Source organism: Acidobacteriaceae bacterium, from assembly GCA_035944135.1.
In the GTDB taxonomy this organism is placed as follows: Bacteria; Acidobacteriota; Terriglobia; order Terriglobales; family Acidobacteriaceae; genus Granulicella.
Map to the genome: position 1 here is coordinate 363,959 of DASZBM010000010.1, position 26,048 is coordinate 390,006.

Below are 26,048 nucleotides of genomic sequence, written 5' to 3' on the forward strand. Positions count from 1 at the left end.
GGGAGATACCTCCCTCGCTCCAATGTTCTAATGGAACGATGCGAGCACTTTATCGCTCGCCACGTTCTGTACTGCAGGAGTTTGCCCTCGATGGATCTTCGGAAGTTCGCGGCTGGCTGCACCGCCGCACTCGCAGCGGTCCTCATCTCCACCGCTGCCGCTGCCCAAACCCCCACGACTCGCCACGAAACTAACTCCAGCCGCGAAGCTCGCATCCAGCGCACGATCAAGGACACCTACACCCACCGCTGGGAAGTCTTCGGCGGCGGCGCCTACATGCGCTTCCACTCCGGCGAGTACACGCAGAGCAACAACGAGGTCACCTGGAACCTCGCGCCGCACTACTACCTGAACCCCAAGCTCGCCATCCTGGTCGACGCCCGCGGCATGTTCGGTAACGGCAAACCCCTCCGCAACGGCAACCAGGTCCTCAACCCGAACCCGCAGATCAACGAGTACGCCTTCACCGGCGGCGCCAGCTACCGCTTCTACTCCAATCTGCGCTTCGCCCTCAGCGCGGAAGGTGCCGGCGGCATCGTCGACGGCAACTTCTCCGGCGCCTCCAAGGGTCTCAACTACACCGAGACTGGCTTCTGGCAGGACGCCGTGCGCCCCGCCGCCGTCTTCAACCTCGCCGCCGACATCAACCTGTTCCCGAACCTCGCGTTCCGCGTGCTGCCCACATACGTCGTGACGACGTTCACCAGTCCCTCTGGCGGCTCTGTGCAGGGCAATCTCGGCGTCAACGCCGGAATCGTCTACCGCTTCGGCCGCCAGAAGTAACCTTCTCGACTCCCACCCCAGGCGTACCATAGAGGTATGTCGAAGGGCTGGGAGTCTAAGAACGTCGAAGAACAACAGGCTCAGAGCGCAGCGCCAAAGCCGCAGGGCGACCCTGCCGACGCAGCCTCAGCCGCCGACCGCAAGCGCCGCATCCAGGACCTCGAGATGCAGCGTGAGCGCGTTCTCTCCGAGCGCACCTCCAGCCCCCACCGCCGCTCCGCCCTCGAACTCGCCCTCGCCACCATCGAGCGCGAGCTCGAACAGCTCGGCTGGTCCATCAAGATTTAGAGAGCAGAGGATAGAGCGTAGAGGAGTGGGCGAAGCCGCTTTTACTCTCTACCCTCTACTGTCTACCCTCTAGCTTTCCCCTCGTCAGCACGAACGGATTCGCCTGCGCCGTCGGCGTCAGCACCACCTGCTGAATCATCACGTGCGGCGGGCGCGTCGCGGTCCACACAATCACATCGGCGATGTCTTCCGGTAGTAGCGGCTCGACGTTCTCATACGTCTTGGCCGCGCGCTCCTCGTTGCCGCGGAATCGCACACGGCTGAAGTCCGTCTTCACCATCCCTGGATCGACCGAGGTCACGCGCACCGGCGTGCCGTTCAGGTCCAGGCGCAACCCGTCGCTGATGAACCGCTCCGCAGCCTTCGTCGCGCAATACACACCGCCGTTCGGGTACGCGATGTGACCCGCAATCGATCCCAGGTTGATGACGTGCCCACTGCCGCGCTCCACCATGCCCGGCACCACCGCACGCGTCACATACAACAGCCCTTTCACGTTGGTGTCGATCATCTCCTCCCAATCCTCGATCGCATCGAGGTACAGCTTCGTGAGGCCGCGGCTCAATCCCGCGTTGTTCACCAGCACCTCAATCTGCTTCCACGCTTCAGGAAGCGAATTCATCGCGCTCTCGACCTTGCTGTTGTCGCGTACATCCAGTTCGAAGATGTGCACATCCTGGGCACCCAGGCTGCGGAGCTCTTCCTGCATCGCGCTCAACTTGTTTAAACGCCGGCCGCACAACAGCAGCTTCGCGCCTTCGCGCGCAAACGCCTTCGCGGTCGCCTCGCCGATGCCCGCCGTCGCGCCCGTCACAAACACAATCTTGCCTGCCAGAGAGTAGCTCACTGTTCCTCGCTTTCTCTTTTAGAGATACACGAAGACCGCGATGAAGTTCATCGCGCTCTCGTCAAAGCGTTTCGGATGGTTGAAAGTTATTGCGGGTTCGCGACGCCGGTAGGATTCTGCGGCGGCGCCGGAGCAGGATTTGGAGCGGGCGCGGCAGCTGCTCCCGGTTCACCTTCCGGCTGCGTCTGGACACCAATCGCAGCACCCGAGACAACCAGGTTTACGCGCCGATTCTGTTGGCGTCCGGCGGCCGTTCCGTTGTCCGCCACGAAGTTCGTCGCTCCGAAGCCTTGCGCGCTCACGCTGGCCTGCGGGACGCCATTCTGTACGAGGAAGTCGCGTACTGCGTCCGCCCGGTTTTCGCTGAGCGTCTGATTGTAGGCCGGAGCACCGGTCGAATCCGTGTAGCCCTCGATCTGAACCCGCAGGTTCGGATACAGCGTCAGGATCGTTGCCACCTTGGCAAGGCTTACCTGCGCATTTGGCTTCAGCGTGTACTTGTTCGTGTCGAAGAGCACATCGCCCATGTGCACGATCAGTCCGCGCGCTGTTTCGGTCGTCTCAAGAACGCTGTTCAGTTGCGTGCGCAGCTTTTCGCGTGCATCGGCGGCACTCTGCTGGCTCTGCTGAGCCTGGCGCTGGGCCTCGGCTGCCTTGGCGCGTTCATCGGCAGCTTCCGCTTCCGCGCGAGCACGCGCTGCGTCGGCCTCGGCCTTCTGAGCTGCAGCACGGTCTGCCGCAGCCTGTGCCTGCTGCGCTTCCAGCTGCGACTGCTGCGCCTGCATCTGCGACTGCTGCGCCTGCAACTGGGCCTGCTGTTTGGCCTCCTCCTGCTGGCGCTGATGCTCCTCATCCTGCTTGCGTAGTGTGGTCAGCCGCGCATCCTCAGCGCGCTGCACGGCCTCACGTGCATCCGTGATCTCCATCTGCACATTGCGATGCTTGGAGTCCTGAATCGCCTGCGCGTTCTCGAGGTCGGTGTGAACCTCCTGCATGATGTCCGAAGCGTCCTTATCCGCTCCAACCTGCTGCGCGATTCGCTGTGCGTTGTACGCCTCAAACAGCGCCAGAGGCACGTGTTCGCGATCCGTCACAGGCATAGGGTTCGAGTGCGCGCCCTCCGTGTTCGCATAAAGGCCGCGCGGCAGAAGCTGGTAGTGAACGTTCACTTCTTCCAGCACGCCCTGTGTTTTGTCCGAGAACACGTTCTTCAGCACAACCACATCGCTCGGCTGCGAGACGGCGAAGTAGGGCTCGGCAGTCACAATCATTCCAAACGACTGGAAGGAGCTCGTCACATCAAGACTGGCCTTGTCGCCAGCCAGCTCAAGCTCTCCCAGGTTCTGCGGACGGCCGTCCGCGGAGATTGCCCACAGGACATACGTCAGATACTCTTTCCCGAAGCCGTTCGCCGGTGTGAGCCCGGCGAAATGAACCGAGACGTGCGTCTTGCCTGTCAGCGAATCCACCTTCGCGTCGCCGTGCGCGTTCGGCATCAACTCCGTGCCGACGAAGTTCACGTGCGTCGATCCTCTGCGGTTCAGATAGTTCACTGCATCGAGCTCTCTCTGCACCACCTTGACGTGATAGACGTAGACACCGTTCGGTCCCTGCGCCATTACGTTGGCGCTCTTCGCGCCGGGCGCAACGGTGGTTGGATTCGGCTCCTGCGCACGGACTGTGGAACTCAGGGCACATACCACCGAGAGCGCTGTCGAAGCGATTGCAAAAACCTTCAGTTTGCCGGACATTTCTTTCGTCTCCTTGCTTGCCCGCCAGACTGCACACGGCAGGCGCGCGCCTCAGCGGGCGCTCCATACAAGTGCGATGCGCGCAAAATTAGAAAGGGTGGCCCAACCTCGGGATGATGAAACCTATAGAAAAAGTTGCCTTAAACTGTTTAGCGCGATTATTGGCCCAGAATCGGCACGCCCGCGACCGCCATGCTGTGCGCGATCTTTTCCTTCCACTCCTCAGGACCGGTAATGTGCACGCTCGTTCCGTTGCTGTCCACGGCAACCGTAACGGGCATGTCGACGACTTCGAATTCGTAAATTGCTTCCATGCCAAGGTCTTCGAACGCAACGAGGGTAGATTTCTTTATTGCCTTCGATACTAGATACGCCGCGCCGCCGATGGCCATCAGGTACACCGCCTTGTTGTCGCGGATCGCATCGATCGCTGCGACGCCGCGTTCCGCTTTACCGATCATGCCGAGAAGGCCAGTCTGTTCGAGCATCTGACGCGTGAACTTGTCCATGCGCGTTGCGGTAGTTGGTCCAGCGGGGCCGACAACCTCGCCGCGAACGGGATCCACCGGGCCGACGTAGTAGATGAAGCGATTGGTGAAATCGACCGGCAGCTTCTCGCCGCGGTTGAGCATGTCGGTCATGCGCTTGTGTGCGGCGTCGCGGCCGGTCAGCAGCTTGCCATTCAGCAGCAGCACCTCGCCCGGCTTCCAGCTTGCGACTTCCTCGCGTGTGACAGTGTCGAGATTAACGCGCTTGCCGCCATGCGCTTCGTAGGTCATCTTCGGCCAGTTCTCAAGCGACGGCGGATCGAGATACACCGGGCCGGAACCATCGAGCACGAAGTGCGCGTGCCGCGTTGCAGCGCAGTTGGGGATCATTGCGACAGGAAGATTCGCTGCGTGTGTCGGCCAGTCCAGGATCTTCACGTCGAGCACAGTGGTGAGCCCACCCACTCCCTGCGCGCCGATGCCGAGTGCGTTGATCTTGTCGTAGAGCTCGACGCGCAGCTTTTCGATGTTGGTTTTTGGTCCCCGCGCCTTCAGTTCCTGCATGTCGATCGGGTCCATGAGACTCTGCTTGGCGAGCAGCATCGCCTTCTCCGCCGTGCCACCGATGCCGATGCCGAGCATGCCGGGCGGGCACCAACCCGCGCCCATCGTAGGAATGGTTTTCACCACCCAGTCGACGATGGAGTCACTCGGATTGAGCATCACAAACTTCGATTTCGCCTCGCTGCCGCCCCCCTTCGCAGCGACGGTCACGTCAACCTGGTCTCCGGGAACGAGCGAGACCTCGACAACGCATGGCGTGTTGTCCTTGGTATTTTTGCGGCTGAAGGCGGGGTCAGCGAGGATGCTCCCGCGCAGCTTGTTGTCGGGGTCAAGCCACGCCTCACGCACGCCCTCGTCACACATATCCTGCAGCGACATGGTTGCGGGGCCATCGCCTTTCATCAGGTGACACTCGAGCCCCAGCTTGATAAAGATGGTGACGATGCCGGTGTCCTGGCAGATGGGGCGGTGACCTTCGGCGCACATTCGCGAGTTCACGATGATCTGCTTCATCGCGTCCTTCGCGGCGGGCGATTGCTCGAGCTCGTAAGCGCGCGCGAGGTTCGTGATGTAGTCGACGGGGTGATAGAAGCTGATGTACTGCAGCGCGGCGCGCACGCTTTCGATGAGGTCGTCCTGCTGGATCGGTTTCATAAGTCCACCAAAACTCTATTGTATTCGCGGGTTGCAGGACATTGCTGGGGCAGGTGGGGCTTGTAAAATCGGGCTCTGGACGAAACCGTGAGCGACGCTATTGTAGACATCCGCGGGCTGCGCAAGGTGTACACCGGCAAAGTGCCGGTCACTGCTATCGACGGCATCGACCTGCAGGTGCGGCCGGGCGAGCTGTACGGTCTGCTCGGACCAAACGGTGCAGGGAAGACGACGACGATTTCGATTGCGACGACGCGCGCTGTCCCGACCGCGGGCGAGGTGCGGATTGCGGGGGTGGATGTCGTGAAGCATCCGGCGATATCGCGGCGCGCGATTGGCGTTGTGCCGCAGTACAACACGCTGGATCGGTCGTGCACGGTCGCGGAGAACATCCGGTTTCATTGCCTTTATTTCGGCATGAGCGGGCTTGAGGCACGAAGACGTACCGCCGAGCTGCTGGAGCAGTTCCGCCTGCATGACCGCGCCTCTGCGTATCCGCAGCAATTGAGTGGCGGCCTGGCCCAGCGGCTGCAGATTGCGCGCGCGATCGCACACCATCCGCGCGTTCTGTTTCTGGATGAGCCGAGCGCAGGCCTCGATCCGCAGAGCAGGATTGCGATGTGGGATGCGGTGCGTGCGCTGCGCGCTGAGGACATCACGGTGGTGCTCACGACGCATTACATGGAGGAGGCGGATGCGTTGTGTGATCGCGTGGCGATCATCGATCACGGCAGGATTCTGGTGGAGGATACGCCGGCGGCGCTGAAGGCGAGTGTTGGCGGCGACAAGCTTTACGATCTACGGCTGGCGCAGACCGCCGATCGCACGCGCCTCGCGGAACAGATACGTCAGTTGGCGGGTGTGACGGGTGTCGAGCCGACCGAGAGCGGGCTGCGAGTGTTGGCGCAGACGCGCGAGGGCCTGCTGCCGCAGGTGATTACGACCGCGAATAAGTACGGGCTGCATGATGTGACGACAGCCGAACCAACGCTGGAGACGGTATTCATTCGGTTGACGGGGCGCGATCTGCGTGAGTAGGGAGAGTGGCACAGTGGCAATCGCTGTAGCAGCACGAAGCGCGAAGACGGTTGGACGGCGCGGAAGCTACACGCGCGCGTTCCTCGGTCTGATGCTGCGTGACGTCTTCGTGCTGCGGCGCGAGGTTGGACCGTTCCTGGTTCGCGTGGGAATGAATCCGCTGCTGTTTCTATTTGTTTTTACGTACGTGATGCCGCACATGTCGGGGGGCGCCGCGCTGAATCCGACGGCAAACATGGCCGCGGCTGGCGGCGGGAGTTTCGGTACGGTCCTCCTGCCCGGACTCATGGCGGTTGCGATTATGTTTTCCGGAATCGCCGCGGTTGCGCTACCGCTCGCGCAGGAGTTCGGTGTTACGCGCGAGATTGACGATCGCGTCATGTGCCCGTTGCCGATTGGCGCGGTCGCGATCGAGAAGATTGTCTTTTCAGCGTTGCAAAGCATCGTCGCGGCCGCGATAGTATTCCCGCTTGCGTACTACGTTCCGAGCACGCCGGTGGCGGCGCATGTTTCGAGCTGGCCGTTTTTGATTGCGGTGCTGATTCTTGCGAGTCTGCTCTCGGGCGCGCTCGGATTGACCATCGGCACGTCAGTGCAGCCGAAACAGATCGGCCTGGTGTTTGGCATCGTCGTGGTACCGATCACGTTTCTTGGTTGCGTGTACTACCCGTGGGCCGCGCTCGGGCCTTTGAAGTGGCTGCAGTATGGCGTGCTCGTGAATCCGATCGTGTACATCAGCGAAGGCCTGCGCGCCGCGCTGACGCCGACGATGCATCACATGCCGGATTGGATGATTCTGGTGCTGCTGATCCTGTTTCTCGTGCTGCTGACGTGGCTCGGAATGCGCGGATTCCGGCGGCGCGTCGTCAGCTAGCGGAACGACTATTCCGCGGCGTAGGTATGCTCGGGAGCAACAGGCGACCCGACCTCGCCCTTGCTCAGCTTTTCGGCGAGGTCCTTGGCAATGAGTGCGCCGTGGAAGCGGCCGTTCTCGATGAAGATTTCATTGGTGCGCTCTCCCGCGACGACGACACCCGCGACGTAGATGCCGGGCACGTTGGATTCGAGGGTCTGCCGGTTGCAGATGGGGCAGCGCGAATTCTTCGCATCCAGCTTGATGCCAAGAGACTCGATGAAGGTGAAGTCGGGACGATAGCCCGTGAGCGCAAAGACGTGATGGTTCGGGATTGTTTTGGTGCCAAGTGGAGTCTTCAGGACTACATCATCGAGCCCGATGCGCTCAACTGTTGTGTTGAAATGCGCGGTGATCTCGCCTCTCTTGATGCGGTTTTCGATGTCCGGCTTGATCCAGTACTTGATGTGCCGGTGCAGTTCGGCGCCGCGGTGGACGAGCGTGACGTGCGCTCCATGACGATAAAGCTCCAGCGCGGCGATCGCGGCGGAGTTCTTGCCGCCCACAACGATCACATCGCGGCTGAAATATGGATGCGGCTCGTCGTAATAGTGCGAGACCTTCGGCAGTTCCTCGCCGGGGACGTTGAGGTGGTTCGGCAGATCGTAGTAGCCCGTGGAGACGATCAGCTTCCGCGCGCGGTGCTGGAGGGGCCGGCCGAAGCGGTCTTCGGTGTGCACGGTGAAGTCGCCGTCGCCGCCCGTGACGCTAGTGACGAGCTCATACGGCCGCACGTCGAGCCGATAATGCGCGGTCACCTTGCGGTAGTACTCGAGCGCTTCGCTGCGGCTGGGCTTCTGGTTCGGTGAAGGGAATGGGATGTTGCCGATCTCCAGCAGCTCCGGCGTGGTGAAGAAGGTCATGTTCGCCGGGTAATGGAAGAGCGAGTTCGTCAGGCAGCCCTTGTCGACGAGCACAACGTTGCAGCCGACGTTCTGCGCGTCAATGGCGCACGCGAGACCTGTGGGGCCGGCGCCGATGACGAGCACGTCGTGGATGGCTTGTTCGCTCATAAATCAGATTGTATGGAACGAAAGGGCCGCAAGGATGCGGCCCTTCCTTCGATCTATTGAAGCCAGAGTTTATGCGTCGATGTCGACCAGCTTGTGGCTGATGGCGAACAGCGCAAGCTCGAGACGCGTGCTGACGCCCGTCTTGTCGAAGATGTTCGACAGATGGCGCTTCACGGTCTCTTCACTGATTGTGAACTGCTTCGCGATGTCCTTGTTCGAGCAGCCTTCAACGATGCAGGTAACGACTTCGAGCTCGCGCGGTGTGAGACCGTAGGTCTTCTTCTCCGGCACGGCGGCGGCCTGCTGCATGAGGTCGTGCAACGCAGAGAGAAGATTGACGACGCGCTTGCCGCCGATCCAGTAGTCGCCAGAAAGCACCGCGCGCAGGCTCTCGCCGAGATCGCTGGCGACGGAGTCTTTGAGCACGATGCCGCGTGCGCCGATCTGCAGCGCCTCGATGATCTGCTGGGTGGAAATGAGACTGGTGAGCAGAACGATCTTTACGCGCGGCGAGCGATTCATGATGGCGCGCATCGCTTCGAGGCCCGGAAGTTTAGGCATCGCGAGGTCGAGCAGAAGAATGTCCGGCTCGAGCTCAAGCGTCTGGGTGATGGCTTCGTCGCCGTCGTTGGCTTCGCCGACCACCTCAAAGCCGGGTTCGCTGGTCAGCATGTTCTTCACGCCAAAGCGGACAACGGGATGGTCATCGGCAACGACGATGCGAATCGTCTGGTGACCTGGAACTCCGGTGACCTGGGGTCCCGAAGCGGGTTTGCGAAGTACAGGTGTGGGCATCTTGTGTGGGCTCTCCATAGGGCCTAATTATTCAATCCTACAATTTCTCGTTCAGCATACGCTCCAGCCGCTTACACGCCGAATCGAAATCCGCAAGGGCGGAGGTATCCACCGGGGAACCCCCTTCCGCGGCGGCGGCGAGCGCCTGTAACTCCAACGCTCCCACCATCCCGCAGCTTCCCTTGATGGTGTGGGCCTCCTGACGGACTGTGGCCAGATCGCCACGCTCCACGGCGGCGGCGATGAGGGCGAGCCGGCTCCGGACGTCGTCCAAGGTCATGTCATAGAGCTGCCGCAGCGAGTCACTGCCGATTTTTGATTTCATTTGCGTAAAAATCGTGTCATCGAGCGGCGGCCGAATGTTGCTGCCTTCGTCTCTGTGAGGACGCTCAGCGATGCTCGTTGTAACGTCCGCAGTGCGTGCGCGGGCTTGCTCAATTGCGTGCGCGAAGTCAACGACGGAGAAGGGCTTGCGCAAGAATCCGTCGAAGTCTTGCAACTCATCCTCACGCGGTCCACTGCCGCTCATCGCGAGGATCACGGTGTCTGCGGGCAGCCGGGCGGCGTCGCGTTCTGCGGCCAGGGCGCTGGCGAGTTCACCGCCGCGCATGCCGGGCATCTGGATGTCGCAAAGGATGACGCTCGGCTTCGGCGTGCCCTCGCGTGCGACTTGGAGGGCCTCGTCGCCGGAGAGTGCGCGGGTGACGCGATACCCCTCGACGGTAAGCAGCGCGTCGAGCAGCTCACCCATGATCGGGTCGTCATCGACGATCAACACTTGTGTCTCTAGATTTGGTTCGGTCATGCCAGATCAGATTAGCCCAGGCGAAGCGCGGCACGCCCGAGGGGCATCTGCTGAGGTATGACCCCCGCAATCTTCTTTCGCCCGAAGCGACAAAGGGACACGATACAGTTAGGCCAGTCCTGATCTGATGTGCTCGTCTTTACAATTCGATCGCCTCGCGGCCAGCCAATACGGTCGGTTGACGCGCGGCCGGGATGCAGGTGAGCGCCATTGAGGTCGTCGGCTGCCATTGTTTTGCTGCTGTGGCAGTTGGGCTCCGCGGCGGCGCCTTCTCCATCGCGGCATCTGCGGTACCAGCGCGAGATTTTTCTGCCTGCGCAGGCAGCAGGGCAGAGCTGCATCGTGCTGGACGGCACGGTTTTTGCGCACACCGAGAGCACAGGTGCGGGTGACGTTCGTATCTACGGTCGCGACGGACAGCATGAGTTCAACGTGCCGTTCGCGTTGACCGAAAGTGGACCGGCCACCATGGATCCGCAGCCGGCGACCGTGGGCAATGTCGCTGTGCATCAAGGCGCGCTCGTGTTCGATCTTGCTATGCCCGCGGGCGACTATACCGAAGTCGACCTGGATCTGAAGGCGAAGAACTTCGTCGGTGTGGCAGAGGTTTCGGGAGTGGACTCGCGGGGCAAGGCGACTGCGCTCGGCACTTCTGCGTTGTTTGATCTGAGTGGGGAGGGTCTCGCACGTTCAACGGTGCTCGCACTGGGGGATGTGAGTTATCCGCTGCTGCACGTACAGCTTCGGCTGGCTGACCTGGAGGGCCGGGCGATGACCGTCGAGCGTTCGTTGATCTCCGGCGCAACTGTTCCGCCGGTCCGTGAGGACAAGACGGTGTACACGACGATCGCCTCGGCTTCGAATGTCGAACAGCAGGGACATTGGTCGATCGCAACCGTGGTCGTTCCCGCACATGTTCCGATTGAGCGAGCGCGATTCGTGCTGGAGCCGCAATTTCACGACGAGTTCATGCGCGATGCAACCGTTGCGGCGACCCCGATGGAGACTGGTTTCGCGGCGCTGGGCGCTGCCGAAGGTGTGTCGGGCCACATCTTTCGCGTGGTGCGGAGCGCGACGCAGGAAGTTCCTGCGATCGACTCGAACCTGCTTGCGATCAATACGGTGATCGGTGCCAACCTGGCCTCGCCGGCGAAAGTGACGGCGAGCGTGGATAACGGTAGCTCTGCGCCGCTACCGATTGAACGCGTGGACCTCGAGATGCGCGAGCGCAGGTTATGTTTCGAGGCGCGGCGGGACACAAGCTACATGCTGCGTTATGGTGACGCAGAGCTCTCCGGGCCGTCCTATAGCTACGCGCGACATTTTGTGGCGGCTGCGCGGCCCATAGCCGGGACACTCGGACCTGAGCAGAAGAATCCAATGTATGTGCCGGCTGGGGCGGACCGGGAACAGCGCAGGCCAGGGCGAGATCTGCCGTGGGTCCTGCTGATCGCCGGGATCAGCGTTGCTGGTGTGATCGCGCTGCAGTACGTGCGTTATAAGCATGAGGTCATTGGATGAGGTTCGGGCGTTCTCGTGAGTTGCAAAGCTTATGTTTAGCAGGGACGCTGTTGTTGTGTGTGCTTTCTGGGGTATCGTCTGCGCAGATCCCAGGCAGCACTGAACCCAGCCCACGAAGCGCTCTGGCGCCTGCGCGTCAGGAACTCGCAGCCAGGCATTATGAGCGCGCAAAGGAGCTCTATCGCGCCTATTTGCACGCGCATCCCGATAGTGTCGATGCGGAGTTGGGCGTGGCCGATTCGGAGCTCGCGCTGCACGAGTACGAAGCGGCCGAGCTGGACTACCGGCGAGTTGTCGCTGCTCAGCCGCAGCTTTGGGTGGCGCACAAGAACCTTGTCATCGTTGAAGCAGAGCTGGGTCGTTGGAACGAGTTCGACCGCGAACGTGCGGTTCTGCGCGCCGCGCGTGAGCGCGGAGCACCGGGCATCAGCGCGCGGGAGAGCGATGTAATCGACTCGTTCGAAGTGCCAATCGACGGCAAGCCTCAGCGCTGGATTGTGCGCGAGTATTTCGAGCCCGTGGGCCGCTCGCAGGCACGCTACAACTTCGAGCGCTTCTCGGCTGAAGGCCGGGCGGAGGAGTACGTCTCGCTGGAGCCGACGGCAGCGGCGGAGGCAGCGCTCAAACCGGACGATGTCCACGTCGGCGCTGAGACGCAAAGCCCGCCACGTGCACCAGCAGGAGCGTTTTCGCTCAACTGGTACAGCGGCAAAGGTCACGGCACGATCGCAAGGTATTCGAAGGGCGAGCCGACCTATGAGCGTGCGCGCACTGACCTGATCCGCTGGCTGCGCCGGAAGCCATGACGCGATGACGGCAGCGCTGGCAGATGCTGTGATTCTGATCCACCTGCTCTGGATTGTGCTGGTGCTCATTGGAGTGGTGTGGACGAGGGGACGGCCGGCGTGGACGGCGGCGCATCTTGCGTGCCTGGTTTGGGGAATCATCGTCGAGATTGGCCCGTGGCCATGCCCGCTGACAATCCTGGAGGACTATCTCGCGGCTCGCGCCGGCGCCCACGCAGTTCAAGGGAATTTCATTCTGCGTGGCGTGCAGGCGCTGATCTATCCGAACGCGCCGTATTGGCTGGTGACCACCGCGGGTGTGTCGGCCTGTTCGATCATCCTGGCAATCTATGCCGGGCGCGCGTGGATCTGGTGGAGCAAGAAGCAAAACTCGCGATTCGCCAGCTATCGCATTGCCGAATCCACTTCGCTGAAGTAGCTCGGCGACTTCAGAAGCTCGCGAGGCTTCGAACCATCAGCTGGGCCAACGAGCCCGTCGCGCTCCATGAGGTCGATGAGGTGTGCTGCGCGGCCGTAGCCGATGCGCAGGCGGCGCTGCAGCAGCGAAGTCGAGGCCTTGCCGAACTCGAATACCAAGCGGACAGCGTCGTCGAACATCGGGTCGTTCTCTTCGCCATCGTTCGCGCTGCCCAGGCTGTCGCCCTTCTCGTCCTTTGGTCCTTCGAGGAAGCCCTCGACGTACTCCGCCTGACCCTGCGCCTTCCAGAACTGGGTGACGGCATTGATCTCTTTCTCGGTAACGAAGGGCGCGTGCACGCGTTGCAGGCGTGAGGTGCCCGGCGGAAGGAAGAGCATGTCGCCACGGCCGAGCAGCGACTCTGCGCCGTTCGAATCGATGATGGTGCGCGAGTCGACCTTGGTGGCGAGGCGGAAGCTCATGCGCGTGGGCACGTTAGCTTTGAGCAGGCCCGTGATCACGTCGACCGATGGGCGCTGCGTCGCGAGCACAAGATGGATGCCGACAGCGCGTGCCATCTGGGCGATACGTGTAATGGCTTCTTCGACGTTCGCGCGATCAAGCATCATCAGATCCGCGAGCTCGTCGATGATGATCATGATGTAGGGCAGAGGCTCCTGGTTTACGTCCTCAAAGAGGTAGTCGCTTCCATTTTCGAAGAGCTTGTTGAACTGGTCGATGTTGCGCACGTGATTCGCTGCAAGCAGCTTCAACCGGCGCTCCATCTCCTTCACGGCGTTGCGCAGCGCGTTCGCGGCCAGTTTGGCCTCGGTGATGATCGGCGTGAAGAGATGCGGGATGCCTTCGTACATGCCGAGCTCGACGCGCTTCGGATCGACCAGGATCATGCGCACCTGCTCCGGCGTGGACTTGAACAGTACGCTCATGATCATCGCGTTGATGGCGACGGACTTACCTGAGCCCGTCGAACCGGCGATGAGCACGTGCGGCATCGCAGCGAGATCCGCTGTCACGATGCGGCCGTTGATGTCCTTGCCGAGAGCAATGGGCAGTTTCGACTTTGACTGTACGAAGCTCTCGCACTCGACCACGTCGCGCAGCCAGATGGTTTCGCGCTCGGAGTTCGGCACTTGGATACCGACGGTGGACTTGCCGGGCATGCGCTCGATGAGGATGCTCTCGGCGGCCATCGCGAGGCATAGATCATCGGCCAGTCCGGTGACGCGCGAGTACTTCACGCCGGCGTCGGGGCGGAACTCAAAGGTCGTGACCACAGGGCCTGGATTGATCTGCTCAACGTTGCCGTTCACGCCAAACTCGGCGCATTTCTCGACGAGCAGGCGAGCCTCTTCGCGCAGTGCGTCCTCGCGAACAGTCGCTTGCACGGTGTCGCGGAAGAGCAGCGAGCTCGACGGCAGCTTGTAGCCGCGCACGGATTTCGGCGGCAGAGCAATGGCTTGAATGTTCGCGTCCGCGCGCTTGCCGAAGGCGATATTCTGCGCGGCGATGTCCGCGACGGGCGACGGCATCGGCGGTTCGGGAACAGCGACAGGCCTCTGCCGCGCTGGCGGCACGCGGGCCGGAGCGGGCTCCGGCATGGGAGCCTCGGCGGCTTTCCTCGTGAACAGCGGCGCCGGCGCATTGCGCTCAGGCGCTTCGAGCCACCCGTCGTCATTCTTCCGTGAAGGAGCTTCGATGAACGGTTCCTCAACCTCGGTAGAGCGCAGTGGAGCGGCTGCCGCAGCGAGCTGTGCCGCGTAGGGCGCTGCAGCAGCGGCCGCAGTCGCAAGGCTGCTCGCAGCGGGGGCATCAACCAGCGTGCGTGGAATGTTCTGCCAGACGGAGGCGCCCTCCGGAGCCACGGCCTCTTCGGCCTCGACCACCGGAACTGGAGCAGCAGTGCGGTGCCGGCGTCCGAACCAGCCAAAGAAGCCGGCGAGCAGTGAGTCTCCGCGATCGCGCTGCTTCGGTGCGGCGGCCTTCTGCGCTGCGCGCTCGCGTGCTGCGATACGTTCGCGGCGGCTGAGATAGGCTGCGTCTTCGTCGAATTTCACGCTAACGGCGCGGCTTTGGGCACGCGCTGCACGCCGTTCTTTCCAGGCGAGATAGCGCTCGCGCATGCGGCGGAAGAAGCCGAAGTGCTCGGCAAACCACTCCGGCGCGGTCGCCAGCAGGAAGCTCGTCGTGAGATAGAGCGAGAGAGCCACCATCAGCGCGGAGATCACGGCCGCGCCGGGGAAGTTGACGAACTCGATCATAAGGTCCGCAAGCAGGCGGCCTTCAACGCCGGAGACCGGAATGGCTCCGCGCCAAAGCATCTGGCCAGGCAGCAGCGCGATTGCGGCTGGAGCGAAGACGAGCCACAGCAACAGTCCACCTGCCTTGACCTTCGTGGAACCTACCGGCCGCGAGCGCAGCCACGCGATGCCAACCCGCCCGATGACCACCGGCGCCAGCAGCACTGCCACGCCCAGCACCTGCAGCAGCGAATCGGAAAGATACGCTCCGATCAGGCCAGCCCAGTTGTGTGCCGGGCGGATGCCCGCGCCTCCGCCGACTGTGTTAAGCGACGGGTCTGCGGGGTTATACGTGACGAGCGAGAGGAGAAGGAGGGCGGCGGCGACGAGCACGATGAGCCCCAGCATCTCGTTGAGGCGGCGGCTACGTGTCGGGGCAAAAACCAGTCTCTGGGACTTCATGAATGGATGGGCGCACGCGGTCCACAGCCGCTGCGCACGTGCTGATCTTGCGCAGCGCAGGCCAACGGACCGAAGACCACCAGAGCTCTTTCATTGTTCCATAGGCGGCGGTGGGTTGCGCGCCTGCGTGGCCCGGAACCAGACTGGTGACCGCCACCTTTGGGCGACTTGCGCCAGGTGTCGAACCACGGTAGCCAACACCTGGCGCAACTCCAGGCATCCAGCTATAGGGGAGTTGTCGTGTCCGTATACGGATCATGGGCGCTCACCTTGAAATGACCGGGGCGGGAGATTTTCGCGATTTCTCTCCCTTGCTGACGGCGAAGGAGAATCGCGCACAGCCGCAGACCCGGTCGCACTTATTCAACATACGGGGAAGAGAATCATGGCAAATTCACTCGAAGGATCGGAAAAGAACCGCGACATGGAGCGGGTCCTGCTTGATGTCATCAAAATTTTGCAGGACGGGCAGAAGGGGTTCGCCGATATCGGGGAGCACCTCAAGGATGAGACGCTGAAGCGCTACTTTCTGGCCGAAAGCCTGAAGCGCGCAAACTTTCGTGCAGAGCTTGAGAACGAACTGCATCGCGCCGGCATGGCCGATGTGAAGGAATCCGGAACTACCGCAGGCGCGCTGCATCGCACCTGGGGTGACCTCAAGGCCAAGCTGGGCATGGGTTCAGACCACGAACTGCTCGCAACGGCGGAGCAGGGCGAGGACGCGGCCAAGAAGGCGTACAAGGATGCGCTGAATCATGATCTGCCGCTGCCCGTCCGCCAGCTTCTGACCGAGCAGCAGGCCCACATTGAAAACTCACACGATTACGTGAAGAGCCATCGCGACCAGAAGGCAGCGTAGTCACAACGCAAGGATTAGCTTTGCAGGAAAGCGGCCAACGCGGCCGCTTTCTTTGCGTTGGCGATGTTCTGGTCTTGAGGTGATTCAGTGCGCGTCGGGCGAGTTCTGCTTGGAAGTCTATTCATCGCCGGCGGCATCGCGCACTTCGTCTTCACCCGAGCCTACGCCAACGTAGTGCCCGATTATCTGCCTGCGCACCGCGGGCTCGTCCTGAGCTCAGGAGCGGCGGAGATCGCGGGAGGTGCTGGTCTTCTCATCCCGCAAACGCGGCGGTACGCGGCGTGGGGCTTGGTCATCCTTTTGCTTGCGGTCTTTCCGGCCAACGTCTGGATGGCCGAGAACTATGACCGTTACGGCGTTCCGCATTGGCTCTTGTGGATCCGTCTGCCGCTGCAAATCCCTCTCATCTATTGGGCTCTCAGCTACACGCGCAGACAGCTTCAATAACCGAGATGGTGCAGGTAGAAGACGACTCCGCTCGCAATGACGCAGTAGATTCCGAACCAGTACCAGCGGCCGTTCTCCAGCCACGAGCTCAGCCAGCGCAGCGCGGCTATGCCCGCTAGGAAGCTGAGAATCATTCCCAGAACTCCCGCCGTGATGCTTGAATGCAGATTGGTCACCTGACACCCAGGCGTCGCATCGTGTGACGCGCGAGCTACCCTCCACGCCTCGCGCGCCAGCGCCGGCGGCGTCAAAATCACCGCAAGTGCGAAGGAGAATCGTTCCGCGCGGCTGCGCTCAGAGCCCGCCAACAGGCCCGTGGAGATCGTCGCACCGGAGCGCGAGAAGCCTCGGAACGGCAGGCATAATCCCTGCACGGCCCCCATCCACCCTGCCTGCTTGAACGTGACGTTCTCCCCGGAGCGGGAGGCCGCGCGCTCATAGCTGAGGTTCGCAAGCGGCGACTTGTCGCGTTCCTTCATGCCAGCGATCAGAATCAGGATGCCCGCAGCAAACAGTGCAGGGGCAACAAGATCCAGCCGAGAGAACAGCGCCTCAACGTCGCCTTTGCCGAAGCTGCATGGAACGACGGATGACGTCTCGGAGGCGGTCAGGATCTTCTTCTGCTCGTGGTGTTCAATTACATGAATGATCGGATAGCCGATGACAGCGGTTAGCGCCGTGGCCCATATCGCTCGCACCACGAACCGCTTGAACGCGTCCGCGCTGACGAAGAACGTCCGCTTCCACTGCCGCCAGAAGAAAGCAATCACGGCGAACATCGTTCCCGTGTGCAGCATCACGAGTAGCAGCGTCATCTCGGGAGCGGATGGATCTAACCCGAGCAGCTTCTCTGTAACCACCACATGCGCGGAACTTGAAACTGGAAGAAGCTCGGCGAAACCCTGCACGATCGCCAGGATTAGCACTTTGAACACGGACATGCCCTGATTTTAGCGTTCGGGCACGTGCATCCCTAAACACCAGAAGAACAATTGCACCGGCGGAGCATTTTGTGTCAACGGACTTCCTGCAAGCCAACGACGGAAGGCCTCTTCAGTCGCGGTCGCTGCCGTAGATCGGGATGCCCTGCTTCACGCGATAGGCGATGCTCTCCGCCCGCGCGGCGTAGTCGGACTTCGCATACTTCTGCTGTAACTGGTCGGCGATTGCCTGGCAGTTCTGCGCGGCCTTGTCGGCGTTTTTCTTGTCGTCGTCCACCGAGTACATCGTCACCAGTACGCCTTGCCGGTACGCCGCCTGGTACAGCGCCTCGGCAGACTTCGGACCGCCCGGATAGTGGTCCGCATACTTCAGGTAGAGCTGCGTTTCCATCTCGGGGCACTTGGCCAGGCCCTGCCAATCGCCGCAAAGCTTCTCGTCGATGAGGTCATACGCCGCTCGCGCCGCCCAGTCCGAGTCCGGATACATCTTCATTACCTTCTTCAACGCGCCTTCGTAGAGCTGCGGCCGCAGATACGCCTCCTGCTCATGCGCGCTGGGTAGCGAACTGATGTCCAGCTTATCGAGCTGCCAGCGAATGTCCGCCGCACGAAACGCCGCCTCTGGGGCCAGCGGCGAGTTAGGGAAGTACTCCGGCACGCGCTCGTAGAGCAGGTGTGCTTCCTGCGCCGCATCTTTGGGCGGGTGCGGCTGCGCGGCCTGCGCCTCAAGCTCCGCCGCCGCGCCGTAGAGAATTGCGTCTCCATTCGCTGTAGTCGGTCCAACGACACCCTGATCGTGGATCCAGCCGGAAAACTGGTGATTTGACTGGTTCGGGTCCTTGAACTCCGGCTCGGAGTCAGGATCCTGCTCTTCCTTCTCGTCCGTGTTCGCGAATACATTCACCCATGCGCCGTTGCGGCCCATGATCGCCAGCTCGTGCCCCGGTGTAACCGTCGCGATCGGCGGATTACTGCTGTCTGCCTGCACGTACAGGTTGGCGACATGCAGCACCGTCGCCCGTGCCGTGGGATCATCATTCCCCTGGTCGTTCTTGTTCTTCTTCTTCTGCGCGAACAGCAGAGCGGGAGAGAGCAATAGCAGGGCAGCGGCGGCAAAGCGTGCGTGGGGCATACCTGCAAGATTAGACGGTCGAGCCTGGCGCTCGTGTCACGCGTGGACCGCGACAGCCTCTTCCTCCAGCTCTGCCCGCAGATCCGGGTCCAGATTGCCGCCCGAAACGATGGCCACCATCCGCCGTGCCGCGGGAAGCTCATGCGCGTGAAACAGTGCGGCAGCAAGGGTCACCGCCCCGGAGGGCTCGGCGACGATGTTGGTCGCCTTCAAAACAATCCGCAGAGCCTCCCGAATCTCGTCCTCTGTCACGGCAACGATGCCATCCACAAACCGCAGGATGTGTTCGAAATTCCGCTCGCCCAGCGACTGCGTTCGCAGCCCGTCGGCGATGGTCCGCGTCGTCTTCGCCGCCGGCCATTCCGTCAGCCGCTTCGTGTCGAACGACTCCTTCGCGTCTGCCGCGAGCGCCGGCTCGCATCCCCACACCTTGGGCGCCACAACGCCCTCCGCCTCAGCCGACAGCTTGATCCCCGTCGCCACGCCCGACAGCAGCCCACCGCCCGAAACCGGCGACAGCACCAGTTCCACGCCCGGCAATTGCTCCAGAATCTCCAGCCCGCAGGTCGCCTGCCCGGCGATGATCGCCTCATCGTCATATGGAGGCACCATCACGTAGCCGTATGCGGCCACCAGCTCCTCAGCCTTCAGCTTGCGCTCCGTGCTCGCCGGGCCAACCGTGACTATCTCAGCACCCAACGCGACTGTTGCTTCCCGCTTCACGCGCGGCGCATTCTCAGGCATCACGATAACGGCCTTTGCGCCCAGCGCACGCGCTGCATACGCCACACCCTGCGCATGATTGCCCGACGAGTACGTAATCACGCCGTGCTTCAACTCTTCAGGCGTCAGCCCCGCGATCTTGTTGTACGCGCCGCGCAGTTTGAAGCTACCGATCGGCTGCGCCGACTCATCTTTCAGAAAAATCTCGGGAATCGAATCGGATAACTCCGGCCATCCTGCCATGCGCAGCCGCGCACGCGACAGCCGCAGCAGCGGAGTTCGAACAGCAACGGAAGAGATGCGCTCGCGCGCGGCCTGAATATCAGCGAGGGAAATCAGCTCAAACATCTCCCTCTACTGTACCTCCGCCGCATGCAGCACCTCGGCGAAGAAGTGCACCAGCCGCAACTGATCGGCAATCGTCGGCCCAGCGCCGTCGAGGTTGAGATGCGACAGCACTGGCGAAATCAGCTCGGCCTTTAGGCTCGACCGCGGTAGCTCCGCGGCCATCCACTCCGTCTCCGCCGAAGGAATGACGTTGTCGCCCGCGCCATGCAGCAGATACACCGGCGTCTTCAGCGTCGCGAGCCGCCCATGCGGGCTCACTGCTGCCATATCATTCACATGCCGCTCGTCAGAACGTTCCAGCGCAGTGCGCGTTGCTGCGAGTGTCGTATCCATTAAGGCCTTGACTTCGCTCTTCTGCTCCTCGCTCAGGCTCGTCAGCGCGACTCGCTCAGCCGCAGGGTCCTCATACAAATGCGCGCGCAACACCGCGCGAATCGGCGCAACATCCTGTGCCGGCACAAAATCGCCCATGTGCTCGTACTCAAGCACCAGCGGGCCGTATTCATGCGGAGCCAGGGTCTCCTCGGTCCCGTTCGGCCGCTCGTCTTCGCCCGTCCGGTAGTATGCGGCCACTCGGCTCATCTCATCCTGCGCGCCCACGGCCATCACAAAGCGAATATCGCCCTGATACACCGGGTCCGCCGCAGCCAGCAATGACAGCCCACCGGAGAAGCTCAACCCAATTACGCCAACCGGCCGTCCACCATCCTCATGTGTCAGCCACTCGGCCGACTCGCCAATCGTTGCAATGGAGTTCGCACCCACCTGGTAGTCCTTGATGTCCGGCAGTTCCGGCGTAAGCACCTGCACGCCGCATGCGGCCATCGTCGTGGCGAAGTTCTCCAGCCTCGGCTCATCGATCCCAAGATGATGTACGCCATGCAGCACCACCAGCGCGGGCGCATTCTTCGGCCGCACCGGCGTATACAGTCGCGCGCGCACCGTCCCGCTCGCCAGCGACAGCTCCAGGTCGCGAACCGCGATCGGTTCGCTCACGAACCGCCGCAGCAGCTTGGGCACCGGCTTGTTCCCCACCAGATCCAGCACGGCCACCGACTGCAGGTGAGCCCGCATCCACGGCCATCCTGCGAACGCCAGCGCTACGGTGATCGCCACCAATGCCAGCACGAGCCACCACCCCCGGCGGCGGGCCTCACGTGCCTGCGCCAGTGGCCCGGCTTCCTCCGCGGGTTGGCTACAGTCGACTGTCATGTCAGCGGCGGACCAGCAGCAGAATCGTAAGCGCAAGCAGAATTACATTCAACGGCAAAATCACCGCGAGTAACGCGTTGCTCGTCGCTGCCCTGTTCTCGAGCGCCGCCACGCGCTCCTCTGCCGCCTCGGCCGCCGCCCGCGCAGCATTCACCTGTTCCGTGATCTGCGCCAAGCGCTCCCCCTGTTCGTTCAACTGCCGATAAATGCTCTCGTGCGAGCTCGTCACACGCGCAATATCGGCACGCACCTCTTCGCGGAACTTCGCAATGGCGCCGCGAGTCGCGTCGTCCCCCGCAACCTTCGACTGCAGAAATCGGTCTGCCGTCGGTAGCAGACGCGCGATATGAGGAGCCAGTTCAATCAGTTGTGCAAGAGCCTTGGGCCACATGCACGGAATTGTAGCCTCAGACCGAAACCACCGCCGAATGTGCGAAACGTCTCCGCCGGTGGTTCATCACTGCCCACGCGATGCTCAGTACCAGGCAACCCGCGACGAAGATCTGCGACCACACGCAGTAGATACACCACTTCTGGATGACGAACGCCTCCAGGTAACTCAGCATGCCAGCGCAAAAGAAGCCGATCTCCGCCAGCTGCAGCGTCAGCCACGTTCTGCCCGCCAACGCCGCAACCGCAATCAGCGCATAGCCGATAATCCCGATCGTCGCCACCGGAATATGGATCTTCTTCGACCCAGGCTGTTCGTCGAATGACTCCGCCGGAAACACCGAGAAGCGCGAGTGGTTCACCGCGCCGCAGTCCCACTTCTCCGTCACCGCGCACGGCGGCGCCTGGCTGGGATCCTGCATGTGAATGCGAAGGGCGAGCACCGAGTCAATAAGACCAGCAAGGGCAATCAAAGCAATCAGGAAGCGCATCTTCCCCGTATTGTAGGCTGAGCGCTTCCGCCGCGCATCGGCGAAAATGAAAGCGATAGAAGAGCACCATTGAGAACGAGACCGTGACACCGAGGAAACGCGATGATTGAGACCACAGCCCCGGAAGCGACCACCACTGACCCACTTCATCTCTGGTCGGCACTCAAGACAGCAGAAGAGGCCCAGGCGTGGATCGAGCATCACCTGCAGGCCTCGCGCGATCGCATCGCCGAACTCATCTCTCCTGCCGCCTCGCGCTCCGCTGTTGAAGCGCTCGCGCTCTACGACCAGGCCGCATGGCATCTGCGCATGGCCGGCAGCCAGGCGCACGTGATGTTCATGGTCCATCCGCTCGCAGACGTCCGCGACGCCGCGCAGTCGCTCTCGCAAGTAGTTGCAGCCGAAGGCGTCAAGCTGAGCCTGAACCGCGACGTCTTCAAGGTTCTCGAAGCCCTCGACGTCGCTAATGAGGACGCCGCCACGCGCTACTATCTCGAGCGCACGCTGCTTAGCTATCGTCTCTCCGGCGTCGACCGCGACGATGCAACGCGCGAAAAGATCCGCGAGCTCGCCGACAAATCCACCGAGCTCGGCATGCGCTTCGCCCGTGCCGTGCAGGACGACGTCCGCAAGATCGAAGTCACTGATCTCAACGAACTCCGCGGCCTCCCCGCAGACTTTCTCGAACGCTTCGGTGTCCGTGAGCAAAATGGTGAACTCGTCGCTGAGAAACCCGTCGTCCTCACCACCGACCCACCTGTCCTTGCGCCGATCATGACCTATGCGGCCAGCGCAGCGCTGCGCCGCCGCATGTATCTCGCCTACAACGACCGCGCCTACCCCTCGAACTCCCAGGTGCTTTTGGACCTCCTGAAAGTGCGCGAAGAGATGGCCGAGACCCTCGGCTTCCGTAGCTGGGCCGACCTCGCCACTGTCGACCAGATGATGGGGTCCGCCGCCAACATGCGCAAATTCCTCAATGAAGTCGAGCAAGCCGCACGCGAAACCGTACAGCGCGAGTTCGACGAGCTCGAATCCTTCGTCCGCAGCCACGACCCGAAAGCACTCCCGCTTACGCTCAGCGACGCACGCTTCTGGGAGGAGCAGTTCCGCCGCTCCCACTACGACTTCGACTCGCAGTCCGTCCGCCCGTTTTTCCCCTACGAGCAGGTCGAAGCCGGCATCCTCGCCATCGCCGGCAAGCTCTTTGGCGTGCGCTTCGAGCGCAACACCACCGCGTCCGTGTGGCACCCCGACGTCAAAAGCTTCGACGTCTTCGAAGCCTCATCTCCAACAAAACAACCCATCGGCAGGATCTACCTCGACATGCACCCGCGCGAAGGCAAGAGCAAGTGGTTCTCCGAGTGCTCGCTCGTCGGTGGTGTGCTTGGCAAGCAGATCCCCGAGGCCTCGCTCGTCTGCAACTTCACGCAACCTACTGACAAAGATCCCGCGCTACTTCAGTACTCCGACGTCGTCACCTACTTCCACGAGTTCGGCCATCTCATGCACGAGATCCTCGGCGGACAGCAGCGCTGGGCCGGCCAAAGCGGCATCGCCACCGAAGGCGATTTCGTCGAAGTTCCTTCGCAAATGCTGGAGGAATTTTTCGAACGCGCCGACGTCCTCCGCACCTTCGCGCGCCACTACCAGACCGGCGATCCCATCCCGGAGGAGACCGTTGCACGCATGACGCGAGCCAGCGCACACGGCCGCGCTCTCTCCACGCTCACGCAGGTCATGTACGCAACCTACTCCATGGAGACTCACGACCGCCGCGCTGCCGAGTTGGACCTCGACACGCTCCTCCGCGAAGGCTACGACCGCTTCTCGAAGTACGAGTTCGTCGACGGCAATCGCATGTACGCCGCCTTCACGCACCTCGTCGGCTACACATCGAACTACTACACCTACCTCTTCGACAAGGTCATCGCGCTCGAGTTCTTCGCGGAATTCGCACATCAACCTTCAGATCAATTGCTCACCGGTCCTGTAGCCCAGCGCTATCGCAAACTCGTCCTCGAAGCCGGCGGGTCCAAGCCGGCCAAGGACATCGTCCGCGACTTCCTCGGCCGCGAGACCAGCATGGATGCCCTGCGTTCCTGGATAGGCCGCGAGTTCGCGGCCTAGACCGCACGACGCCCGCGTGCAAGTTCGAAGCCGAAAGCAACCGGCCGCATAATCGCGACCGGTCACCTTACCTCTTGTTTGATTTCTTCGCAGCCTTCTTCGGAGGCGTCGCCTTCACTGGCGGCTTGTGTGCCGGTGCAGACTTCGCCGCGCTCTTCACAGCCGGCTTGCCTTTGGCGTTCGCTTTTGCCGGAACAGCGGTCTTGCCGTTGCTGGCATTCTTTCCGTTCACCGCGGACTTCGCTGCAGCCGCGCTGGTCGACTTCGCCGCCGGCTTCTCGGCTTTGCCCGCATCACGCCCCACCACACGCGGAGGCGGTCCAGCCGCCGGTTCCGGATCCGCGTGCGATCCCGCTTGGCGCGGCCCCACGTCGATCCTCGTCGCCGGAGTAACCACATTCGCCTCTGTGCCACCGGCCTCGCCGCTCTGCTGCCGCAGCGCGTGCAGCACCACGCGCAGCATCTCTTCTTCTGGCGCCGGTTTGCCCGTCCAGATCTCAAACTGCCGCGCGCCCTGCTGCACGAACATCTCTACGCCGGAGATCACTGCAATCCCTTTTTGCCGCGCCATGCGCAGCAGCGGCGTCTCAATCGGGTTGTAAACCAGATCGAAAACAACTCGTGCGTTCAGCTCCTCAGGCGTCAGGATCGCAGCCGTCTTGTTGCCGCTCATTCCTGCAGGCGTGGCATTGATGATGACGTCGAAACTCTGCTTCGCCAGCGCCTCGCGCTTGATCGTCTTCGCGCCTGCCTGCCGAGCCAGCTTCTGCGCCGTCTCCAGCGTCCGGTTGAAGATGCACACCTCTGCGCCCTTGTTGCGACACCCAAACACCGCCGCCCGCGCCGCGCCGCCCGCGCCCAGCACCAGCACCTTCGCATCACGCAGGTTCAGCCGGCGTTCCAGAGGCCGCACAATCGCATCAACATCCGTGTTGAATCCGTAGAACTTCCCATCCGGGAACCGCCGGATCGTGTTTACCGCGCCGATCTTCGCTGAAAGCGGGTCCGTCCGCTCGAGGAAGGGAATCACACTCGCCTTCAACGGCATCGTCACGCTCAGCCCCTGGATCGGAATCTCGCGAGCCAGTTTGAACAGGTCTTCCACGTTCTTCGTCTGCAGCGCGAGATACACCGCGTTCACCGTCTCGCGGCGAAACGCCGTGTTCATCATCAGCGGCGACATTGACGACTTGATCGGATCGCCCGCAACGCCATAAACCTTCGTCGCTACATCCACCTGGTCGACGCGGTAGGTCTCGAGCAGCGTGCGCGCCGCAATCTGTCCCGGAGCCGTCGCTTCCGCCTGCGTCGCCGCAGCAAACGTGAACACCGAGCCCGCCCGCAGCCCCAGCACGCGCGAGATAATCCCTGCCTCGCCCATGCAGATGCCCACAATGCTTGAATTCGAGCGGTCTTCCATCCGCTCCAGGAAGTGCATAAGCTTCAGGTTGTCCGTCAGGTTGCGCGCCGTAGGCACAACCTTGTAGAAGTCCGGCGCGTAGGGCTCCATCCGGGAGTAAATCGCGTCCAGATCGCCCGTCTGTTTGAAGTCATGAAAACTCAGAATCACCGCCGCGCCGGCATCGCGCAGCCGCTGGATCGTGTTCTTTGGCAGCTTCTCAATCGACTCCAGTTCGATGTCGACGAGCTGAAACCCGGCTTCTGCCGCCTTCATCAAAATGTCCAGCGCCGCATGGTTTGAGCCCTCGAACCGGCCGCCGTTCTCCTTGCACCGACAGGTCGCAACCACCGTCGCGGCCCCGTTATCTCGAATAAACTGCTTCAGCACCGGTAGCGCTGCTGCCGGCTTCGGCAAGTAATCCAGCCGGAACTCAATGAAAGTAGTGTCTTTAAGGGCTGCGGAAGCCTTCTCGACCATGTCCTCGGCAGTTTGGCCGGTGATCGCGATGCAAATTTTCCCGATTCGGGAGCGGAGCAGATGGGAGGCGATTTGGGTACTCGTATTCATGCTGGCGACCGCGGTATCGTACC

General features: G+C 62.1%; 24 protein-coding genes. 10 read left to right on the forward strand and 14 right to left on the reverse strand.

Translation table 11 applies throughout. From position 1 onward, the window contains the following. The first annotated feature begins 90 nt into the window (after window positions 1-90). Window positions 91-783: a hypothetical protein gene (locus VGU25_16110; protein HEV2578731.1), complete on the forward strand. Its 693-nt coding sequence runs from the start codon at window positions 91-93 to the stop codon at window positions 781-783. Between the two features lie 36 nt (window positions 784-819). Next, on the forward strand, window positions 820-1,071 hold the full coding sequence (locus VGU25_16115) for a hypothetical protein (protein HEV2578732.1): 252 nt from the start codon (window positions 820-822) through the stop codon (window positions 1,069-1,071). A gap of 55 nt (window positions 1,072-1,126) precedes the next feature. On the opposite strand, the gene VGU25_16120 is transcribed toward VGU25_16115, so the two are convergent. From VGU25_16120 to VGU25_16130, 3 genes are all read right to left on the reverse strand, one after another. Next, entirely contained in the window at window positions 1,127-1,918 is a 792-nt protein-coding gene (locus VGU25_16120; GenBank protein HEV2578733.1) for an SDR family NAD(P)-dependent oxidoreductase, read from the reverse strand. Window positions 1,919-2,004: 86 nt separating this feature from the next. Then, entirely contained in the window at window positions 2,005-3,669 is a 1,665-nt protein-coding gene (locus VGU25_16125; protein ID HEV2578734.1) for an OmpA family protein, read from the reverse strand. A gap of 158 nt (window positions 3,670-3,827) precedes the next feature. Further along, window positions 3,828-5,375, reverse strand: a complete 1,548-nt coding sequence (locus tag VGU25_16130) for a fumarate hydratase (GenBank protein ID HEV2578735.1) — start codon at window positions 5,373-5,375, stop codon at window positions 3,828-3,830. Between the two features lie 87 nt (window positions 5,376-5,462). Between VGU25_16130 and VGU25_16135 the strand changes: the two genes are divergently transcribed. Next, complete coding sequence (locus tag VGU25_16135) at window positions 5,463-6,413, forward strand: ATP-binding cassette domain-containing protein (protein HEV2578736.1); 951 nt, start codon at window positions 5,463-5,465, stop codon at window positions 6,411-6,413. A gap of 91 nt (window positions 6,414-6,504) precedes the next feature. Continuing rightward, the gene (locus tag VGU25_16140) at window positions 6,505-7,287 is read left to right on the forward strand and encodes an ABC transporter permease (GenBank protein HEV2578737.1); all 783 of its coding nucleotides are present in this window, start codon (window positions 6,505-6,507) and stop codon (window positions 7,285-7,287) included. Window positions 7,288-7,295: 8 nt separating this feature from the next. On the opposite strand, the gene VGU25_16145 is transcribed toward VGU25_16140, so the two are convergent. From VGU25_16145 to VGU25_16155, 3 genes are all read right to left on the reverse strand, one after another. Then, window positions 7,296-8,339 carry a YpdA family putative bacillithiol disulfide reductase gene (locus tag VGU25_16145; protein HEV2578738.1) on the reverse strand — a complete coding sequence of 348 codons (1,044 nt, stop codon included), beginning with the start codon at window positions 8,337-8,339 and terminating at the stop codon, window positions 7,296-7,298. 69 nt (window positions 8,340-8,408) lie between these two features. Beyond that, the gene (locus tag VGU25_16150; protein ID HEV2578739.1) at window positions 8,409-9,134 is read right to left on the reverse strand and encodes a response regulator transcription factor; all 726 of its coding nucleotides are present in this window, start codon (window positions 9,132-9,134) and stop codon (window positions 8,409-8,411) included. 37 nt (window positions 9,135-9,171) lie between these two features. Then, window positions 9,172-9,912, reverse strand: coding sequence for a response regulator (locus VGU25_16155; GenBank protein ID HEV2578740.1), 741 nt, complete (start codon window positions 9,910-9,912; stop codon window positions 9,172-9,174). A 237-nt stretch (window positions 9,913-10,149) separates the two neighbouring features. Here VGU25_16155 and VGU25_16160 point away from each other — a divergent pair, with 237 nt between their 5' ends. The 3 genes from VGU25_16160 (at window position 10,150) to VGU25_16170 (ending at window position 12,684) form a co-directional block, all read left to right on the forward strand. Beyond that, window positions 10,150-11,460 carry a hypothetical protein gene (locus VGU25_16160; protein HEV2578741.1) on the forward strand — a complete coding sequence of 437 codons (1,311 nt, stop codon included), beginning with the start codon at window positions 10,150-10,152 and terminating at the stop codon, window positions 11,458-11,460. A 230-nt stretch (window positions 11,461-11,690) separates the two neighbouring features. Beyond that, window positions 11,691-12,266: a hypothetical protein gene (locus VGU25_16165; protein HEV2578742.1), complete on the forward strand. Its 576-nt coding sequence runs from the start codon at window positions 11,691-11,693 to the stop codon at window positions 12,264-12,266. Between the two features lie 4 nt (window positions 12,267-12,270). Then, window positions 12,271-12,684 carry a DUF2784 domain-containing protein gene (locus VGU25_16170; protein HEV2578743.1) on the forward strand — a complete coding sequence of 138 codons (414 nt, stop codon included), beginning with the start codon at window positions 12,271-12,273 and terminating at the stop codon, window positions 12,682-12,684. Here the strand turns inward: VGU25_16170 and VGU25_16175 are convergent. Continuing rightward, the gene (locus VGU25_16175; GenBank protein ID HEV2578744.1) at window positions 12,651-15,383 is read right to left on the reverse strand and encodes a DNA translocase FtsK; all 2,733 of its coding nucleotides are present in this window, start codon (window positions 15,381-15,383) and stop codon (window positions 12,651-12,653) included. The genes VGU25_16170 and VGU25_16175 overlap by 34 nt on opposite strands. Before the next feature lie 385 nt (window positions 15,384-15,768). Here VGU25_16175 and VGU25_16180 point away from each other — a divergent pair, with 385 nt between their 5' ends. Both VGU25_16180 and VGU25_16185 read left to right on the forward strand, forming a co-directional pair. Next, window positions 15,769-16,242: a PA2169 family four-helix-bundle protein gene (locus tag VGU25_16180; protein HEV2578745.1), complete on the forward strand. Its 474-nt coding sequence runs from the start codon at window positions 15,769-15,771 to the stop codon at window positions 16,240-16,242. Window positions 16,243-16,329: 87 nt separating this feature from the next. Further along, window positions 16,330-16,689 (forward strand): DoxX family membrane protein, encoded by a 360-nt coding sequence (locus tag VGU25_16185; GenBank protein ID HEV2578746.1) that lies wholly within the window; start codon window positions 16,330-16,332, stop codon window positions 16,687-16,689. On the opposite strand, the gene VGU25_16190 is transcribed toward VGU25_16185, so the two are convergent. From VGU25_16190 to VGU25_16215, 6 genes are all read right to left on the reverse strand, one after another. Next, on the reverse strand, window positions 16,683-17,630 hold the full coding sequence (locus VGU25_16190) for an undecaprenyl-diphosphate phosphatase (GenBank protein ID HEV2578747.1): 948 nt from the start codon (window positions 17,628-17,630) through the stop codon (window positions 16,683-16,685). The genes VGU25_16185 and VGU25_16190 overlap by 7 nt on opposite strands. Window positions 17,631-17,742: 112 nt before the next feature. After that, complete coding sequence (locus tag VGU25_16195) at window positions 17,743-18,762, reverse strand: hypothetical protein (protein ID HEV2578748.1); 1,020 nt, start codon at window positions 18,760-18,762, stop codon at window positions 17,743-17,745. Window positions 18,763-18,798: 36 nt separating this feature from the next. Further along, window positions 18,799-19,833, reverse strand: a complete 1,035-nt coding sequence (locus VGU25_16200) for a threonine/serine dehydratase (GenBank protein HEV2578749.1) — start codon at window positions 19,831-19,833, stop codon at window positions 18,799-18,801. Between the two features lie 6 nt (window positions 19,834-19,839). Further along, window positions 19,840-21,045 (reverse strand): alpha/beta hydrolase, encoded by a 1,206-nt coding sequence (locus tag VGU25_16205; GenBank protein ID HEV2578750.1) that lies wholly within the window; start codon window positions 21,043-21,045, stop codon window positions 19,840-19,842. A gap of 1 nt (window position 21,046) precedes the next feature. Further along, window positions 21,047-21,436 (reverse strand): hypothetical protein, encoded by a 390-nt coding sequence (locus VGU25_16210; GenBank protein ID HEV2578751.1) that lies wholly within the window; start codon window positions 21,434-21,436, stop codon window positions 21,047-21,049. Between the two features lie 16 nt (window positions 21,437-21,452). Next, window positions 21,453-21,926, reverse strand: coding sequence for a vitamin K epoxide reductase family protein (locus tag VGU25_16215; GenBank protein ID HEV2578752.1), 474 nt, complete (start codon window positions 21,924-21,926; stop codon window positions 21,453-21,455). Window positions 21,927-22,028: 102 nt separating this feature from the next. Between VGU25_16215 and VGU25_16220 the strand changes: the two genes are divergently transcribed. Continuing rightward, window positions 22,029-24,056, forward strand: coding sequence for a M3 family metallopeptidase (locus VGU25_16220; protein ID HEV2578753.1), 2,028 nt, complete (start codon window positions 22,029-22,031; stop codon window positions 24,054-24,056). Between the two features lie 67 nt (window positions 24,057-24,123). On the opposite strand, the gene aroE is transcribed toward VGU25_16220, so the two are convergent. Then, the gene (aroE, locus tag VGU25_16225; GenBank protein HEV2578754.1) at window positions 24,124-26,025 is read right to left on the reverse strand and encodes a shikimate dehydrogenase; all 1,902 of its coding nucleotides are present in this window, start codon (window positions 26,023-26,025) and stop codon (window positions 24,124-24,126) included. Window positions 26,026-26,048 lie beyond the last annotated feature (23 nt).

Bases quoted from the DNA above. Each gene is read 5' to 3' on its own strand.
- VGU25_16110 (HEV2578731.1), top strand. From the start codon at position 91: ATGGATCTTCGGAAGTTCGCGGCTGGCTGCACCGCCGCACTCGCAGCG.
- VGU25_16115 (HEV2578732.1), top strand. From the start codon at position 820: ATGTCGAAGGGCTGGGAGTCTAAGAACGTCGAAGAACAACAGGCTCAG.
- VGU25_16125 (HEV2578734.1), bottom strand. From the start codon at position 3,669: ATGTCCGGCAAACTGAAGGTTTTTGCAATCGCTTCGACAGCGCTCTCG.
- VGU25_16130 (HEV2578735.1), bottom strand. From the start codon at position 5,375: ATGAAACCGATCCAGCAGGACGACCTCATCGAAAGCGTGCGCGCCGCG.
- VGU25_16140 (HEV2578737.1), top strand. From the start codon at position 6,505: ATGCTGCGTGACGTCTTCGTGCTGCGGCGCGAGGTTGGACCGTTCCTG.
- VGU25_16145 (HEV2578738.1), bottom strand. From the start codon at position 8,339: ATGAGCGAACAAGCCATCCACGACGTGCTCGTCATCGGCGCCGGCCCC.
- VGU25_16150 (HEV2578739.1), bottom strand. From the start codon at position 9,134: ATGCCCACACCTGTACTTCGCAAACCCGCTTCGGGACCCCAGGTCACC.
- VGU25_16170 (HEV2578743.1), top strand. From the start codon at position 12,271: ATGACGGCAGCGCTGGCAGATGCTGTGATTCTGATCCACCTGCTCTGG.
- VGU25_16175 (HEV2578744.1), bottom strand. From the start codon at position 15,383: ATGAAGTCCCAGAGACTGGTTTTTGCCCCGACACGTAGCCGCCGCCTC.
- VGU25_16180 (HEV2578745.1), top strand. From the start codon at position 15,769: ATGGCAAATTCACTCGAAGGATCGGAAAAGAACCGCGACATGGAGCGG.
- VGU25_16190 (HEV2578747.1), bottom strand. From the start codon at position 17,630: ATGTCCGTGTTCAAAGTGCTAATCCTGGCGATCGTGCAGGGTTTCGCC.
- VGU25_16195 (HEV2578748.1), bottom strand. From the start codon at position 18,762: ATGCCCCACGCACGCTTTGCCGCCGCTGCCCTGCTATTGCTCTCTCCC.
- VGU25_16200 (HEV2578749.1), bottom strand. From the start codon at position 19,833: ATGTTTGAGCTGATTTCCCTCGCTGATATTCAGGCCGCGCGCGAGCGC.
- VGU25_16205 (HEV2578750.1), bottom strand. From the start codon at position 21,045: ATGACAGTCGACTGTAGCCAACCCGCGGAGGAAGCCGGGCCACTGGCG.
- VGU25_16210 (HEV2578751.1), bottom strand. From the start codon at position 21,436: ATGTGGCCCAAGGCTCTTGCACAACTGATTGAACTGGCTCCTCATATC.
- VGU25_16215 (HEV2578752.1), bottom strand. From the start codon at position 21,926: ATGCGCTTCCTGATTGCTTTGATTGCCCTTGCTGGTCTTATTGACTCG.
- VGU25_16220 (HEV2578753.1), top strand. From the start codon at position 22,029: ATGATTGAGACCACAGCCCCGGAAGCGACCACCACTGACCCACTTCAT.
- aroE (HEV2578754.1), bottom strand. From the start codon at position 26,025: ATGAATACGAGTACCCAAATCGCCTCCCATCTGCTCCGCTCCCGAATC.